The organism is Petrimonas sp. (assembly GCF_963921705.1).
Taxonomy (GTDB): Bacteria; Bacteroidota; Bacteroidia; order Bacteroidales; family Dysgonomonadaceae; genus Petrimonas; species Petrimonas sulfuriphila.
On the sequence record NZ_OY997410.1, the window covers coordinates 2,039,320 to 2,053,416 of the forward strand.

General features: G+C 45.7%; 15 protein-coding genes. 3 read left to right on the forward strand and 12 right to left on the reverse strand.

The window, feature by feature from the left end; all coding sequences use genetic code 11:
* Positions 1-8: 8 nt before the first annotated feature.
* Genes AACM02_RS08425 through AACM02_RS08440 form a run of 4 tightly spaced genes read right to left on the reverse strand, consistent with a single transcriptional unit; the run spans position 9 to position 3,220 of the window.
* Positions 9-575: a flavin reductase family protein gene (locus tag AACM02_RS08425; protein WP_332455614.1), complete on the reverse strand. Its 567-nt coding sequence runs from the start codon at positions 573-575 to the stop codon at positions 9-11.
* Between the two features lie 22 nt (positions 576-597).
* Complete coding sequence (pyrI, locus tag AACM02_RS08430; protein ID WP_214063040.1) at positions 598-1,050, reverse strand: aspartate carbamoyltransferase regulatory subunit; 453 nt, start codon at positions 1,048-1,050, stop codon at positions 598-600.
* 31 nt (positions 1,051-1,081) lie between these two features.
* Positions 1,082-1,999 (reverse strand): aspartate carbamoyltransferase, encoded by a 918-nt coding sequence (gene pyrB, locus AACM02_RS08435; protein ID WP_214063039.1) that lies wholly within the window; start codon positions 1,997-1,999, stop codon positions 1,082-1,084.
* An 18-nt stretch (positions 2,000-2,017) separates the two neighbouring features.
* Entirely contained in the window at positions 2,018-3,220 is a 1,203-nt protein-coding gene (locus AACM02_RS08440; RefSeq protein ID WP_339116679.1) for a saccharopine dehydrogenase family protein, read from the reverse strand.
* Positions 3,221-3,438: 218 nt separating this feature from the next.
* Between AACM02_RS08440 and AACM02_RS08445 the strand changes: the two genes are divergently transcribed.
* The 3 genes from AACM02_RS08445 (at position 3,439) to AACM02_RS08455 (ending at position 6,533) form a co-directional block, all read left to right on the forward strand.
* The gene (locus tag AACM02_RS08445) at positions 3,439-4,803 is read left to right on the forward strand and encodes a mechanosensitive ion channel domain-containing protein (protein WP_339116680.1); all 1,365 of its coding nucleotides are present in this window, start codon (positions 3,439-3,441) and stop codon (positions 4,801-4,803) included.
* Between the two features lie 83 nt (positions 4,804-4,886).
* Positions 4,887-5,909, forward strand: a complete 1,023-nt coding sequence (locus AACM02_RS08450) for an aminotransferase class V-fold PLP-dependent enzyme (protein ID WP_339116681.1) — start codon at positions 4,887-4,889, stop codon at positions 5,907-5,909.
* 60 nt (positions 5,910-5,969) lie between these two features.
* Positions 5,970-6,533 (forward strand): DUF2179 domain-containing protein, encoded by a 564-nt coding sequence (locus AACM02_RS08455; protein WP_214063036.1) that lies wholly within the window; start codon positions 5,970-5,972, stop codon positions 6,531-6,533.
* 3 nt (positions 6,534-6,536) lie between these two features.
* On the opposite strand, the gene AACM02_RS08460 is transcribed toward AACM02_RS08455, so the two are convergent.
* The 8 genes from AACM02_RS08460 to AACM02_RS08495 form a co-directional block, all read right to left on the reverse strand.
* A complete protein-coding gene (locus tag AACM02_RS08460) occupies positions 6,537-6,746 on the reverse strand; it encodes a hypothetical protein (protein WP_214063035.1) in 210 nt (69 codons plus the stop codon).
* Complete coding sequence (gene mazG / locus AACM02_RS08465) at positions 6,743-7,522, reverse strand: nucleoside triphosphate pyrophosphohydrolase (RefSeq protein WP_339116682.1); 780 nt, start codon at positions 7,520-7,522, stop codon at positions 6,743-6,745. Before mazG ends, AACM02_RS08460 begins: the two co-directional genes overlap by 4 nt.
* Positions 7,523-7,526: 4 nt before the next feature.
* Complete coding sequence (locus tag AACM02_RS08470) at positions 7,527-9,557, reverse strand: cytochrome c biogenesis protein CcdA (RefSeq protein ID WP_339116683.1); 2,031 nt, start codon at positions 9,555-9,557, stop codon at positions 7,527-7,529.
* A gap of 90 nt (positions 9,558-9,647) precedes the next feature.
* Positions 9,648-10,691 (reverse strand): ACR3 family arsenite efflux transporter, encoded by a 1,044-nt coding sequence (gene arsB, locus AACM02_RS08475; protein ID WP_071137053.1) that lies wholly within the window; start codon positions 10,689-10,691, stop codon positions 9,648-9,650.
* A 3-nt stretch (positions 10,692-10,694) separates the two neighbouring features.
* The gene (locus tag AACM02_RS08480) at positions 10,695-11,120 is read right to left on the reverse strand and encodes an arsenate reductase ArsC (protein ID WP_214062982.1); all 426 of its coding nucleotides are present in this window, start codon (positions 11,118-11,120) and stop codon (positions 10,695-10,697) included.
* 89 nt (positions 11,121-11,209) lie between these two features.
* A complete protein-coding gene (gene arsM, locus AACM02_RS08485) occupies positions 11,210-12,025 on the reverse strand; it encodes an arsenite methyltransferase (protein WP_339116684.1) in 816 nt (271 codons plus the stop codon).
* Positions 12,026-12,054: 29 nt separating this feature from the next.
* Positions 12,055-13,374, reverse strand: coding sequence for a permease (locus tag AACM02_RS08490; RefSeq protein WP_339116685.1), 1,320 nt, complete (start codon positions 13,372-13,374; stop codon positions 12,055-12,057).
* Between the two features lie 3 nt (positions 13,375-13,377).
* A complete protein-coding gene (locus tag AACM02_RS08495) occupies positions 13,378-14,091 on the reverse strand; it encodes an aromatic aminobenezylarsenical efflux permease ArsG family transporter (RefSeq protein ID WP_339116686.1) in 714 nt (237 codons plus the stop codon).
* Between the last annotated feature and the right edge of the window lie 6 nt (positions 14,092-14,097).

Genomic DNA, 14,097 nt, shown 5'->3' on the forward strand with positions numbered 1-14,097 from the left:
AACTCTTATCATTTTTTTTTCTTCACACTCCATCCGAATTTTCCAATATGTTCACCCAGTCCGTAATAATTGCCGTGCGAGTAGGCGAGGAGCCTGGCGTTCTGCATATCGAATTTTCCGGTTTCGGCATCAAAATACTTGTCATCCGCCTGCACGTTTACCACATCGGCGATAAACATGTCGTGCGATCCGAGCGTGATAATTTCCTTTACGCGGCACTCGATGCAGAGCGGGGATTCTTCGATGACGGGAGCGTTTACCGCTACTGCTTTTGCAGGTGTTAATCCCGTTTCGTGGAACTTATTGTAATCCTTCCCCGAGCGTACCCCACACCAGTCGGTGGCCTGAGCCAGTTCTTCGGTGGTGAGGTTGATAACAAACTCCATGTTTCGCTTGATGATTTCGTACGAATGCCGTTCGGGACGAATGGAAATATAACACATCGGCGGATTGGTGCAAAGGGTTCCCAGCCAACTGACGGTGATTATGTTGTACTCGTCGGGATGGCTTCCGCACGATATCATTGCCGCGGGAAGGGGATAGATCAGTGTTCCCGGCTTCCAGTTCTGTTTCATTTGTATTCGTGTTACCCGGCAACTACTTTAAGACGATTTCTTCTTTCTTGATTTTCAATTCGCAATAGTGGCACTGCAACACCACATTTTCTTTGTCCACCACTTCGAAGCGGGTTTTCATCGGTTCGTTATTGGTGATGCATTTCGGGTTATTGCATTTTACAATTTCGATAATTTCATCGGGGAGTGTCACTTTTTTCTTTTCAATCACTTCGTAATCCCGGATAATGTTCAGGTTGACGTTGGGGGCAACCAGTGCAATGCGGTTTATCTCGTCTTCCTTGAAGAATTTGTTGGAGACCTTGATGATTCCCTTTGCACCCATCTTGCTACTTTTTAAGTTATTCCCGATAGTGATCCGGTTATCCAGCTTTTGTAACTGGAGCAAGGCAACCACCTTGAATAACTCCCGGGTCGGAATATGGTCGATTGCCGTTCCGTTCTCCAGTGCCGCTACTTGTAATTCTTTTCCCATCTTGTACGTTTGTTATGATAATCTACCTTATTCAATCCAGACGGATATCCAGCAAATCACAGATGACAGCCTGACGGGTATAAACGCCGTTTTCAGCCTGTTGAAAATAATAGGCTTTTGGATTCTCATCCACATCCTGATTGATTTCTTTCACACGCGGAAGCGGATGGAGTACCTTCAGGTTATCCCTGGAGTTGTTCAACATTTCATTGTGAAGAACATAGATGTTCTTTACCTTTTCGTATTCCATCAGGTCGGTAAAACGTTCGCGCTGAACCCGGGTCATGTAAAGAATATCTGCGGAAGCAATGGCTTCGGATGAAAATTCGGTATATTCCCTGTAGGGGATATTCAGGTTGTCGCAAAACACTTTGTACTTCTCGGGAATTTTTAATTCCTCCGGCGCCACAAAGTTGAACGATGGATGGAAATGGGATAATCCCTGAATGAGTGAGTGCACGGCACGGCCGTATTTCAGATCTCCCACAATGGTAATGGTGAGGTTCTCCATCGTCCCTTGAGTCTCGTAGATGGTGAATAAATCGAGCAAAGTTTGCGTGGGATGCTGGTTGGAACCATCACCGGCGTTAATGATCGGTACCGGAGAGACTTCAGATGCATAGCGCGCCGATCCTTCCAGGTGGTGGCGCATGATAATGAGGTCGGCGTAGTTGCCCACCATCATGATGGTATCTTTCAGTGATTCCCCTTTGGTGGAGCTGCTGGTGGCTGCATCGGAAAATCCGACAATTCTTCCCCTGAGCCGGTTCACGGCCGTCTCGAAACTTAAGCGTGTACGCGTGGAAGGCTCAAAAAACAATGTAGCGCATACCTTTCCCTGCAATAAATCGCGGTTGGGATTGGCTTTGAACGCTGTAGCTGCTTTCAGTATCCGGAGGATATCTTCTTTGCCGTAGTCGCTGATATTTACTAAACTTTTGGCTTTCATGTGACGTGAGGATTTACATCAAACTTCCAGATCCACATCAAACAATTCGTGCCAGGGGAGGCCTTGCTTGTTGAGCTGTTCCATGAACGGGTCGGGATTAAATTCTTCCACGTTAAACACGCCCGGTTTTTTCCATAGCCCCTGCATAAACATCATCGCGCCTATGGTTGCCGGAACTCCCGTGGTATAACTTACACCCTGTGCTCCTGTTTCCTCGTAAGCGGCCTGATGGCTGCAATTGTTGTAGATATAGTATGTCCGCTCTTTTCCGTCTTTAATTCCGCGGATACGGCACCCGATAGATGTTTCGCCCGTGTAGTTTTCTCCCAGTTCGCCCGGATCGGGCAGAACGGCTTTGAGGAACTGGATGGGTACAATCTTCTGCCCGTTATATTCCACCTCGTCGATGCGTGCCATTCCGATATTTTGAATTACGCGTAAGTGCGTGAGGTATTCTTGTCCAAAGGTCATCCAGAAACGTGCGCGCTTGAGGGTTGGAAAATTTTTCACAAGCGATTCCAGCTCTTCGTGATAAATGACGTACGACTCTTTTGGGCCTATGTTGGGATAGTTGAGCGGTTGATGGATCTCGTGCGGTTCGGTCTCTACCCATTTCCCGTTTTCCCAGTATTTCCCTTTCTGGGTAACTTCGCGTATGTTGATCTCGGGGTTGAAGTTGGTAGCAAAGGCTTTGCCGTGGTCGCCCGCATTACAGTCTACAATATCCAGGTAATGTATCTCATCGAAATGATGCTTCGCGGCATACGCCGTGAAAATGCTGGTTACGCCCGGATCAAATCCGCAACCCAGGATGGCTGTCAGCCCTGCCTCACGGAACTTGTCCCGATAGGCCCACTGCCATTTATATTCGAACTTGGCTTCGTCTTTGGGTTCGTAGTTGGCGGTGTCCAAGTAGTTTACCTCACATGCTAAACAGGCATCCATGATGGTCAGGTCCTGGTAGGGCAGCGCCACGTTAATGAGCAGTTCCGGTTTGAATTCGTTGAAGAGCGCTACCAGTTCGGGTACACTGTCGGCATCTACCTTAGCCGTTTGGATGGTAACACCCGTTCTCCGTTTAACATCTTCAGCAATGGCATCACACTTGCTTTTTGTGCGGCTTGCCAGCATAATATCCGTGAAAATCCGGCTGTTTTGAGCTACTTTATTGGCAACAACAGTACCTACGCCGCCTGCACCGATAATCAATACTTTTCCCATTTTTCCTTTTTTTAGATTAATTACATCGGATCTGGAGTTGGCGGTCACCTGTTGCGAGACGCCTGTTCTCCGTTTCCGAGGACACAAATATACGTTTATTTCATCAAATACAACCTGTTTTTCACAGGTATTTAAGCTTCATTTAGAGTTTTAAAGGGTTGTCTATACCAATAATGTTTACCTTTGTATTTCAGAAACGGAAAGACTAAAAGAGCGTTATGATACAAGACGAAATGGAACAATTGAAAGATAACGTAGCCAGTGACAGGGTAGAGAGTTTTTCGCAGCAAGTAACGAACCTGATCAGCGGCTGGTCGAAGGATTTTCTTCACGGTGCAGGTGTCCCGGACACCTACATTGGGGTTATCAACTCTATCTTCCTGTCTGTCATTCTCGTTGTACTCGTGTATGTGATGCAAACGATGTTGCGCAAGCTTATTACGGTTATTCTCAACAAAGCCGTAAAAATAAACCGTCTGACCATCAGCCGCCACTTGATAAACAACAAGTTCCCGAAATACTTGGCGATGATTATCCCCATCAGCATAATTAAGGGAGCTATTCCGATTATCTTTAACGATTTTCCCGTTGCGATGAGGCTTTCGCTCAAAGCGTTCGACCTGTTTTTTGTCTTTTACTTCATGTGGTTGAGTGTGTCGGTTATTAATGCGTTCACAGACACCCTTAAAACAAAAGACAACTTTAAGGATAAACCGGTGGAAAGTTTCGGACAACTCATCCGGATATTTGTCTACGCCATTGGCGCCATCGTCATTATATCTCTTTTTATCGGAAAAACCCCAACCACTATCCTCGCTGGTCTGGGTGCGGCATCAGCCATATTGCTGTTGATTTTTAAGGATACGATTTTGGGCCTGGTGGCGAGTATCCAGGTGTCTTCCAACGACATGGTCCGCATCGGTGACTGGATAACCATGCCCAAGTACGGTGTGGACGGCGACGTGATCAAAATAAACCTTACAACCGTTAAGATCCTGAACTTCGATAAAACCATCACCACTATTCCTCCATACTCTCTAGTTACGGAGGCATTTCAAAACTGGCGCGGGATGACTGAAGCGGGTGGCCGGCGTATCAAGAGAGCCATAAACATAAAACAATCCACCATCCATTATGTAAACGAGGAGGAGCTGGAGCATTTCAGAAAAATACAACTTCTTTCAGGCTATATCGATGAGCGAAAACAAATTATCGATTCGTTCAACGACGCAACGGGTGCTGACAGAAGCCTTCCCCTGAACGGGCGGAATTTTACCAACATGGGCCTTTTTAGAAAATACGTGGAGTTGTATCTGAAAAACCATCCCCAGGTACATCAGGAACTCTTGCTTTTGGTACGCCAGCTGGCTCCTACCGCCCAGGGACTGCCGCTGGAACTTTATCTTTTTACGGCGACTACCAGCTGGACGGAATATGAGAACATCATGTCGGATATTTTCGATCACGTAACGGCGGCTGTCCCCTATTTCGGTCTGGAAATTTTTGAGGATGTATCCAATCCCTTACGGATGTGTTCTGCAAAAACGGATACGGAAAAGATGCCGGTACCGGTAAAAAAGTAGATGAAAGCCAATAATGGGACAAATAAACAGGGGTTAACTTTGCAATGTTTTGTACCTTTGCATTTCATTTACAATAAAAATTTATGCGAAGTTTCGGAAGCGATAATAATTCGGGTGTCCATCCGCTGATGATGCAGGCGATAATCGACGCCAACAAGGATCATACGATTGGTTACGGTGACGATGTTTGGACACGGGAAGCGGAAAAGGCAGTGAAACGACTGATTGGAAAAGAGGATATTGAACCCCTTTTTGTTTTTAACGGTACCGGTGCAAACGTTACTGCTTTGCAAGCCTGCACGTTGCCTTTTCATCACATCATTTGCGCCTCCACCGCCCATATCGCGGTGGACGAGTGCGGTGCTCCCGCCAAATTCACCGGTTGTGCGTTGAAGGAAATGGTAACGTCCGACGGAAAACTCACTCCCGGGATGGTCCGCCCGTTGTTGCACGGATTTGGCGTAGAACATCATTCCCAGCCGAAAGTGATCGCCATCTCGCAAACCACCGAGATGGGCACGGTTTATACGCCCCGGGAAATAACACTGCTGGCAGATCTCGCACACGAACACGGTATGTACCTTTTTGTCGACGGGACGCGCATGGCCAATGCCTGTGCTTTTCTCAATGTTTCGGTGAAAGCGATGACGGTAGATTGCGGGGTGGATATCTTTACTTTTGGAGGGACGAAGAACGGACTAATGGTAGGCGAAGTACTTGTTCCGCTGCGTGAAGAACTGGCGGAAAACATAAGGTATTACCGCAAGCAGGCTTCCCAGTTGTATTCCAAAATGCGGTTTATATCGGCACAGTTTATTCCCTACTTCAACGAGGGTATCTGGCTGGAAAACGCACAAAATTCGAATGCTGCGGCACAAAAGCTGGCAGCCGGGATGCGAAAGGCCGGAGTTAAGCTGACGCAGGAAGTTCAATCGAATGCCGTATTTTTTACTCTTTCGGAAGAAGAAACAACTCAGCTTCGTGAGCGCTATTTCTTTTACGACTGGGATGTGGAGCAGAACGAAAGACGCCTTGTCTGTTCGTGGGATACTACGGAGGAAGATCTTGCAGGCTTTGTTTCCTATTTGAGGACTATCGTTAAATAACAATATATTTTGGAAGATTATAAATTCGAAACAATAAAATCATAAAATTATAAATTGAATATGTTTGACTTTCTGGATGTTTATCCCTGGCTTTTGCCGGTTATGATATTTTTCGGGCGGATTTTTGATGTGTCGCTGGGTACGTTACGCATCATTTTTGTATCGAAAGGTGAAAAATACATAGCCCCTGCCATCGGTTTTTTCGAAGTGTTTATCTGGGTGGTTATCATATCGCAGATACTTACCCGTGCCAATGACCTGGTGGCTTACCTGTCGTATGCCGCCGGATACGCTTCGGGAAATTATATAGGTATTCTTCTCGAGCAACGGATTGCCTACGGCATTATACTGTGCCGTATTTACACGCAGAAAAACGGTATGGAGCTGGTGCAGGTCCTGAACAAGATGAATTTCGGGGCAACGATGACGCACGGTAAAGGGTCGACCAATGAAGTGGATATAATTGAAACCGTTATCGATCGTAATCAAATGAAAGCCCTTGAAGATACGCTTACCGGTTTTGATGCCAATATCTTTTACGTGATTGAGGATGTGCGTACAAAACAGAACGGCATCTTTGCCAAAAGAAAAAATATCCTTACCCGGTGGAGGGTAGGGAAGTGAGGCCTAGAACTTATCCGTAAGCATATTGACCGTTCCTTTCCACGAACAGCCCAAACAGTACAACAGGGAAGTGTCGAATCCGTCCAGTGATTCGGCTTCGTGGATGGGATGTATTTCTTTATCTTCGGTAACGGTTACCACTAACCGTTCGCCTACCGCGTTCAGAACGTAGAACCGCCGGATTTTGCATTGGGGACAGAGGAGATTCTTCATACCCGTTTCGCTTCCTGCCAGATTTGTTCCATTTCGTCCAGCGTCATCTCTTTCAGTGAACGCCCCTGTTCCTTTACTTTCTGTTCCATGTAATTGAAACGGTAAATAAATTTTTGGTTGGTCCGTTCCAGCGCGTTGTCGGGATTAACCTGGTAGAGCCTGGCTGCATTAATAAGGCTGAAAAGTACATCGCCGAATTCTTGTTCGGTCCTCTCTTTGTCCAGATTCTCAATCTCGGTTTCCAATTCACCGATCTCTTCCTTTACTTTGTCCCACACATCGTGACGCTTATTCCAATCGAAACCTGAATTCCGGGCTTTATCCTGGATGCGGTACGCTTTTACGAGTGAGGGCAGAGAAGGGGGAACACCTTCTAGCACAGTGCCGTTTCCACCCTTTTCCTTAAGCTTGATTTGTTCCCACGATTTCTCGACAAAACTGGCCGAGTCAGCGTGTAAGTCTCCAAACACGTGCGGATGGCGAAAGATGAGCTTGTCACAGATAGCGTGGCAAACATCGGCAATATCAAAAGCTTGTTTCTCTTCGCCGATTTTGGCATAAAACACTACGTGCAGCAACAAGTCTCCGAGTTCTTTTTTTATTTCCAGGTCGCTGTTGTTGATGATGGCCTCGGCGAGTTCGTACGTCTCTTCTATGGTGTTGGCCCGCAGACTTTCGTTGGTTTGCGCATTGTCCCACGGGCATTTTTCGCGCAGTTCGTCCATTATGTCGAGCAATCGTCCGAATGCTTCCAGTTTTTGTTGCCGGGTGTTCATGGATTTATTTTTTGAAATTTCTCAGTCCTGTTTCGAGGAAATTTACGTAATTGACAATGTTTTCATCGAAAGCGTGTGCCGGTGCAACCGGTTTTCCGGAATGATCCAGGATGACGTAGTAGGGTTGCGATTGCGCGGCAAATTTGTGCCGTTGCAGGTAACTCCATTTGTCACCAACGGTTTTCAATTTGGTTTTCCTCCCGTTTTCTTCCACTTCGGTCATTTCGGGCAATTTGGCCCTTTCGTCCACCATCAGTGTGATGTACACGAATTCGTTGTCGATCAATCCCTTTACCCGTTCATCCACTAAGACCGTAGCATCCATTTTGTGGCAGTTCACGCATCCGTGTCCCCCGAAGCTGACTAACGCGGGTTTTCCGGTCTGTGCAGCGACCGCCATGCCGGTCTCGTAATCGGTATAAACCGTGTTGAGCGAGACTTCGTTCAATTTAAAATCTTGTGTGGATAGCGGAGGCAGGATAGAACTGATGGGCTTAAGGGGTGCACCCCACAATCCCGGAACAAGGTATAGGGCGAAAGCAAACGAAAAGAGGGAGAGGAACAGCCGGGGAATAGTCACGTGAGGAACATCGCTGTCGCCGTGGAATTTCAGTTTTCCCAGCAGGTAGAATCCCAGGATGCCGAAGATCACGATCCACAGGACCAGGAATATGTCGCGGTTGAGAATTCCCCATCCGTTTGACAGATCGGCTACCGACAAGAATTTCATTGAAACGGCCAACACAATGAACCCGAGCACTACCTTCACGGAATTGAGCCAGCTTCCCGATTTCGGAAGCGTTTTCAGCCACGACGGGAAAACAGCGAATAACGTGAACGGTATGGCTAAAGCAATGGCAAAGCCAAGCATTCCGATAGCGGGGGCCAGGTAACTTCCTTGTGTGGCAGCCTCTACAAGCAACCATCCGATGATCGGGCCAGTGCATGAGAAAGAAACCAACGCCAGCGTGAAAGCCATGAAAAAGAGGCTTATCAGGCCTGAGGTGCTGTCTACTTTGCTGTCCATCTTGTTGGTCCACGATGCCGGAAGCACCAGTTCAAACGCTCCCAGGAAAGACATGGCGAAAACGAGCAGCAACGCAAAGAAAATAAGATTGAACACGGCGCTCGTTGCTATGTTGTTAAGTGCGCTTGCTCCGAAAATGGCGGTGATAATAAGACCCAACGCAACGTATATAAAGATGATGGAGGCCCCGTACAGGGTTGCGTCGGCAACGGCTTTTCTACGGACTTTTTTGTTCCTGTTCAGAAAGAAGCTGACGGTGATGGGAATCATCGGCCAAACGCAGGGGGTAAGCAGTGCGGCAAAACCCCACAGCAACCCTTTCAGGAAAATGCTCCAAAGCGATGAGCTGCCGTCGTGTTGTGTGCCAAAAGTGTTCAATTCTTCGGTAACGGGTGTCCAGAGCAACTCTTTGTCAACCGAAATGGGTACTGCTGCCGGTGAGGAAATTAGTGAAGAGTCCTGTGAAAGGTTTCCGGTAGGGAGAACTGCGGTGCCGGGAGCCTCTGTCTCGGATGCTGCGGTTGATGCAGTTGCGGTAACCGTCTTAGGCAGATCCGCCGAGGTAAAAGAAAATTCATTGGGCAGCGGGGGAGTGCAACTCTTATCATCGCAAGCCTGAGCGCGTACATCGCCTGTGATGAGGAAGCTACCTTTGTCGGTAACTTTTATGCGTTGAATGAATCTCGCAGAGTTGTCAAAAGTCCCGATATTCATTTGAAAGACAGGGTCGTACTTAACTGTTGCCTGTTTTCCTGTGGCATTAAAATCACCTACGGCTTCCGCCCCTTTTATTTCATCGAAGTTCAATGAAGTGGGGTAGGGTCCGTTATCGGGAATTTTTGAGTCGTACATATGCCAGCCTTGCTGGATGGTTGCATCAGCGATCAGCTCAATTTCGCCATTTCCCTTGTCTTGCAGGCTGAACTTCCAGCTGATAACATGTTGTGGAAATGCCTGAGATAACACAAAGAGCAAAAATAATGAAGTAATTGTTCTTTTGAAATTCATTATCCGGTGGTTTTACGGTTTAACGCACAAAGATAGTAAAAGTTGAATAAACATCTTACGGATAGCGGGGTTATAAATCGAAAAAATGAGTTATAAACTCCCGAACCATCTCTTTTTGAACCAAAAGGCTACGTTGACCAATGCAATCATTACCGGAACTTCCACCAAAGGGCCTATAACCGCAGCAAAAGCTTCACCCGAATGGATGCCGAATACAGCAATGGCCACCGCAATAGCCAGTTCAAAATTATTGCTTGCTGCCGTGAACGAAAGGGTGGTGGACTGCTCGTAATTTGCTCCCGCTCTCTTGCTCATGTAGAAAGAAACCACAAACATGATCACGAAGTACAGTATCAGGGGAATGGCAATACGGACCACATCCAGCGGCAGTTTTACGATGTACTCGCCTTTCAGTGAAAACATGACAAAAATAGTGAATAACAATGCGATAAGCGTAAACGGACTGATTTTAGGAACAATTTTCCGGTTATACCAGTTCTCGTCCTTTACCTTAAGGCTGATATAGCGGGTAAGAAACCCTGCCAGCATGGGGATTCCCAAATAGATAAGGACGCTTTTTGCAATTTCCGCCATCGTTATGTTGGCTACCGAGTCGTTGGTGGGTAACCCAAACCATCCGGGCAGGACGGCTATGAAAAAATAGGCGTATAACGAAAAGAAAAGGATTTGGAACAGTGAGTTGAAAGCCACCAATCCGGCGGCATACTGACGGTCACCGTGAGCCAGGTCGTTCCATACGATCACCATGGCAATGCATCGGGCCAACCCGATGAGGATAAGACCGTACATATAATCGACATTGAACTGCAAAAACAAAATGGCCAGAAAGAACATCAGGACGGGACCGATGATCCAGTTCTGGACCAGCGATAAACCTAAAATCCGGGTGTTTTTGAAAACATCCCCCAGTTCTTCGTATTTTACTTTTGCCAAAGGTGGATACATCATGATAATCAGTCCGATGGCGATGGGGATATGGGTTGTTCCGACGGACAACGAATCCCAAAAACTGGCGATTGAGGGGAACAGCCATCCCGATAACACTCCGGAGAGCATCGCCATAAAGATCCAGAGCGTAAGGTAGCGGTCGAGTATTTTTAGTTTTGCTTTCATGCTTTACAATTGAGCTTTGATTTCTTCATCGTAGAGTTTTCTGAATGCTTCCTTTATCTCATGGCGAACACGGCGAAACTCGCTTTCTATAAATTCGGGTGTGCCGACGGCGTGGCTCGGATCGTCAAAGCCGATATGCAGCCTTTTCTTTACTTTTCCGGTAAATGCCGGACACACTTCGTTAGCGCCGCCACAAACGGTAATTACATAATCCCACGCATCGTTGAGGTATTTGCCTACCGGGTCGGATGTGTGGTGGCTGATGTCGATACCCACTTCCGCCATCGCTTTCACCGCACCGGGATTTAATTTCCCCGATGCCTCTGTTCCTGCTGAACAAACCGTGATATCCGGATTGAACGATTGCAGGAAACCGTGTGCCATCTGACTGCGGCAACTGTTCCCTGTACAAAGAATTAATATTTTCATACTGATTTGATTTTTAAAATGTTATTAATGTCTTTTAAACTGTGAATTTGAATATATAAGGACTTCCATTGTCAAAATTTTTCATGTAATTATAACGACTTATAGCCGGATACGGTAATGCTGAAAATTCCTGTTTCTCCTTTTTTGAAATCGTTGATTTCTTCCTCAGACATATATTTCGAAAGAACTTTATAGGGAATTGGTATTGGCTTCAACTTGTGAATTGCTACGTTCTCAAAACCGTTGTCATGGATGATATTGATATATTGATCCCGCGTAATGGCACCCGAAACACATCCTACATACATTTCTGCATCAGAGCGCAGGGTTTCAGGCAACTCACCTTTGGTCACTACATCGGAAACACAAAAATGTCCTCCGGGTTTCAGTACGCGAATCATTTCAGCAAATGCTTTGTGCTTATTGGGCACCAGATTTAGAACGCAGTTCGATACAATCACATCAAAATCGTTGTCAGAAAAAGGCATTTCTTCGATGTCGCCTTGCACAAATTCCACATTCATGAATCCGAGTTTCCGATTGTTTTCAATAGCTTTGGCAACCATCATGTCCGTGAAATCCAGACCCACGATTTTGCCTGTTTCTCCCACAATGGCGCGGGCTACAAAGCAATCGTTTCCGGCACCGCTTCCCAAGTCGAGCACACAGTCGCCAGTTTTCAGATTGGCAAACTGAGTAGGGAGTCCGCACCCCAAGCCCAAATCTGCATCGAGATTATAGCCTTCTACTGTGTTGTAGTCATCTCCAATCATGCTGAATTCAATTTTCTCACAACAACCCGAAGTTCCGCAACAGGATGATTTAATCTTATCATTTGACAAGCTTTGTTTGGCTATTGAACCATATTTTTCCTTTACAACCACTTTTAAATCTTTAGCATTCATATATTTAATTTGATTTTAGCTTTGCTTAATTATAAACTTCCAAAAATTAATCCGGATAGGGTTGACAAAATAATGACTAACGCAGCATAGACAACTGTTTTCTGTGTTCCAATAATTCCACGGATAACCAATAAATTTGGCAAAGACATCGATGGCCCTGAAAGTAACAGTGCCAATGCCGGACCTTTCCCCATTCCCGAGGCGATTAATTCCTGAATAATTGGAACTTCTGTAAGTGTGGCAAAATACATAAACGCACCCACAACGGAGGAAAGAAAATTCGATTTGAATGAGTTTCCGCCCACAGCCCAGGCAATCCATTCGTTCGGAATTATTCCGGGAATAGCCACATTATCGTGCGTGGAACCCAGCAAAAATCCGGCAATGACCACGCCTATTGCCAATAAGGGAACAATTTGTTTCGTAAACTCCCACGATGAAAGAATCCACTTCTTGTTTTCTTCGTCGTCCGCTTTGTCCGTTAATCCAAGGAATGCGACGGCAGCAATTCCTATTACCATTGAAATGACTGGATTCCTGAAAATAAATGTACTTACGGCTGTAACCACTACGGCAGCAACTACTTTCCATGTTTTCATCTTCAGAATGAAAATCAGGGCTGTAGCCAGTACCAGACTAAAAACACCGGTAATGTACCACTTGTTTTCCCATATAAAATGCCAAAAGCTGTTTGTGTCGTCTGATGTGGGTTTTCCCCAATTGGCAAAAACCAAAATCAGTACCAGTGTGAAAAAGAAAATAGATGTTTGCCACAACGGTCGTTTTTCGGGTTCAGGAATAATGTTCATCTGTTCATCGGCCCGTACTTTTTCCTCTTTTCGGTAAATGAACGCCATAATCAACCCGATGATAATGCTGAACGAAACGGCTCCAATAACGCGTGCTGCTCCCAATTCCCAACCTAAAATTCGGGCGGTAAGAATTATAGCAAGAATGTTAATGGCAGGACCTGAATATAAAAAAGCGATAGCGGGTCCTAATCCGGCACCACGTTTATGAATACTCGAAAACAAGGGTAAAATCGTGCAGGAACAAACCGCCAGAACAGTTCCCGAAACAGCAGCCACCGTATAGGCAACCCATTTTTTTGCTTTTGCTCCAAAATATCTGATAACGGAGCCTTGACTGATAAAAACCGAAATAACTCCCGCTATTAAAAAAGCGGGTAACAAACAAAGTACCACGTGCTCCCGGGCGTACCATTTCGATAAATCGAAAGTGGCATCCATGGCCGTGTTGAACACGTTGCTGTGAATAGGCAAGAAATATATCGCCAAGAACACAACAACAAAAGTGACAAGTATCTTAAATTCTTTTCTGATTTCCATTTTCTAAAAATAAAAGCTGTACGTGTAATAAATTCCTATAATGATAAAGATTAAGGCAATGGCTTTACTAAACCATTTTTCGAATTTCTGAACGCTGTTGTAAAACCGCCCAACTTCGGCAAAACTGAAAGCCAGTAGCCACGCCACAATAATTACAGGCAATGCTGTTGCTATAGCAAATACAACTGGGAAAAAATATCCTCCTGCTTCCATTGCCGACATCGGTATAAGCATTCCGAAGTAGAATATTCCGCTTGTCGGACAAAATGCCAAGGCGAAAAGTACACCCAGCCAAAGTGTACCCCAACCACCTTTTTTTCTGATTTTTTCAGAGTTTTTCCCACTGAACCCGAATTTGGGCAAATTCAGCTTGTGTCCGTACAACATAAACAGCCCGATAATAATTAATAGTGGGCCGATAATGACACCGCCGAATTTCGCAATGAACTTTTGAATTCCGTAAAGGCTTGAACCTTGTTTGAGGATGAAAATCAGAATGATGCCTAATGCCGTGTATGAAACTATTCTGCCCAATGTGTATAGTAACCCGTTTCTGAAAATTCTTTTTTTATCTTCAATGTCTTTACTTATGTAGCCAATAGCGGTAATGTTGGTAGCTAGCGGACAAGGACTGATTGCGGTAAGCAACCCGAGAATGAATGCCGTAATAAACGGAATGTTACTGCTTTCGAGTAAGTTTTGAAGAAACTGCTCCATATAAGG

Bases quoted from the DNA above. Each gene is read 5' to 3' on its own strand.
- AACM02_RS08470 (WP_339116683.1), bottom strand. From the start codon at position 9,557: ATGAATTTCAAAAGAACAATTACTTCATTATTTTTGCTCTTTGTGTTA.
- arsB (WP_071137053.1), bottom strand. From the start codon at position 10,691: ATGAAAGCAAAACTAAAAATACTCGACCGCTACCTTACGCTCTGGATC.
- AACM02_RS08450 (WP_339116681.1), top strand. From the start codon at position 4,887: ATGCGAAGTTTCGGAAGCGATAATAATTCGGGTGTCCATCCGCTGATG.
- pyrB (WP_214063039.1), bottom strand. From the start codon at position 1,999: ATGAAAGCCAAAAGTTTAGTAAATATCAGCGACTACGGCAAAGAAGAT.
- AACM02_RS08490 (WP_339116685.1), bottom strand. From the start codon at position 13,374: ATGGAAATCAGAAAAGAATTTAAGATACTTGTCACTTTTGTTGTTGTG.
- AACM02_RS08455 (WP_214063036.1), top strand. From the start codon at position 5,970: ATGTTTGACTTTCTGGATGTTTATCCCTGGCTTTTGCCGGTTATGATA.
- AACM02_RS08480 (WP_214062982.1), bottom strand. From the start codon at position 11,120: ATGAAAATATTAATTCTTTGTACAGGGAACAGTTGCCGCAGTCAGATG.
- AACM02_RS08445 (WP_339116680.1), top strand. From the start codon at position 3,439: ATGATACAAGACGAAATGGAACAATTGAAAGATAACGTAGCCAGTGAC.
- AACM02_RS08425 (WP_332455614.1), bottom strand. From the start codon at position 575: ATGAAACAGAACTGGAAGCCGGGAACACTGATCTATCCCCTTCCCGCG.
- AACM02_RS08495 (WP_339116686.1), bottom strand. From the start codon at position 14,091: ATGGAGCAGTTTCTTCAAAACTTACTCGAAAGCAGTAACATTCCGTTT.
- pyrI (WP_214063040.1), bottom strand. From the start codon at position 1,050: ATGGGAAAAGAATTACAAGTAGCGGCACTGGAGAACGGAACGGCAATC.
- mazG (WP_339116682.1), bottom strand. From the start codon at position 7,522: ATGAACACCCGGCAACAAAAACTGGAAGCATTCGGACGATTGCTCGAC.
- AACM02_RS08440 (WP_339116679.1), bottom strand. From the start codon at position 3,220: ATGGGAAAAGTATTGATTATCGGTGCAGGCGGCGTAGGTACTGTTGTT.
- AACM02_RS08460 (WP_214063035.1), bottom strand. From the start codon at position 6,746: ATGAAGAATCTCCTCTGTCCCCAATGCAAAATCCGGCGGTTCTACGTT.
- arsM (WP_339116684.1), bottom strand. From the start codon at position 12,025: ATGAATGCTAAAGATTTAAAAGTGGTTGTAAAGGAAAAATATGGTTCA.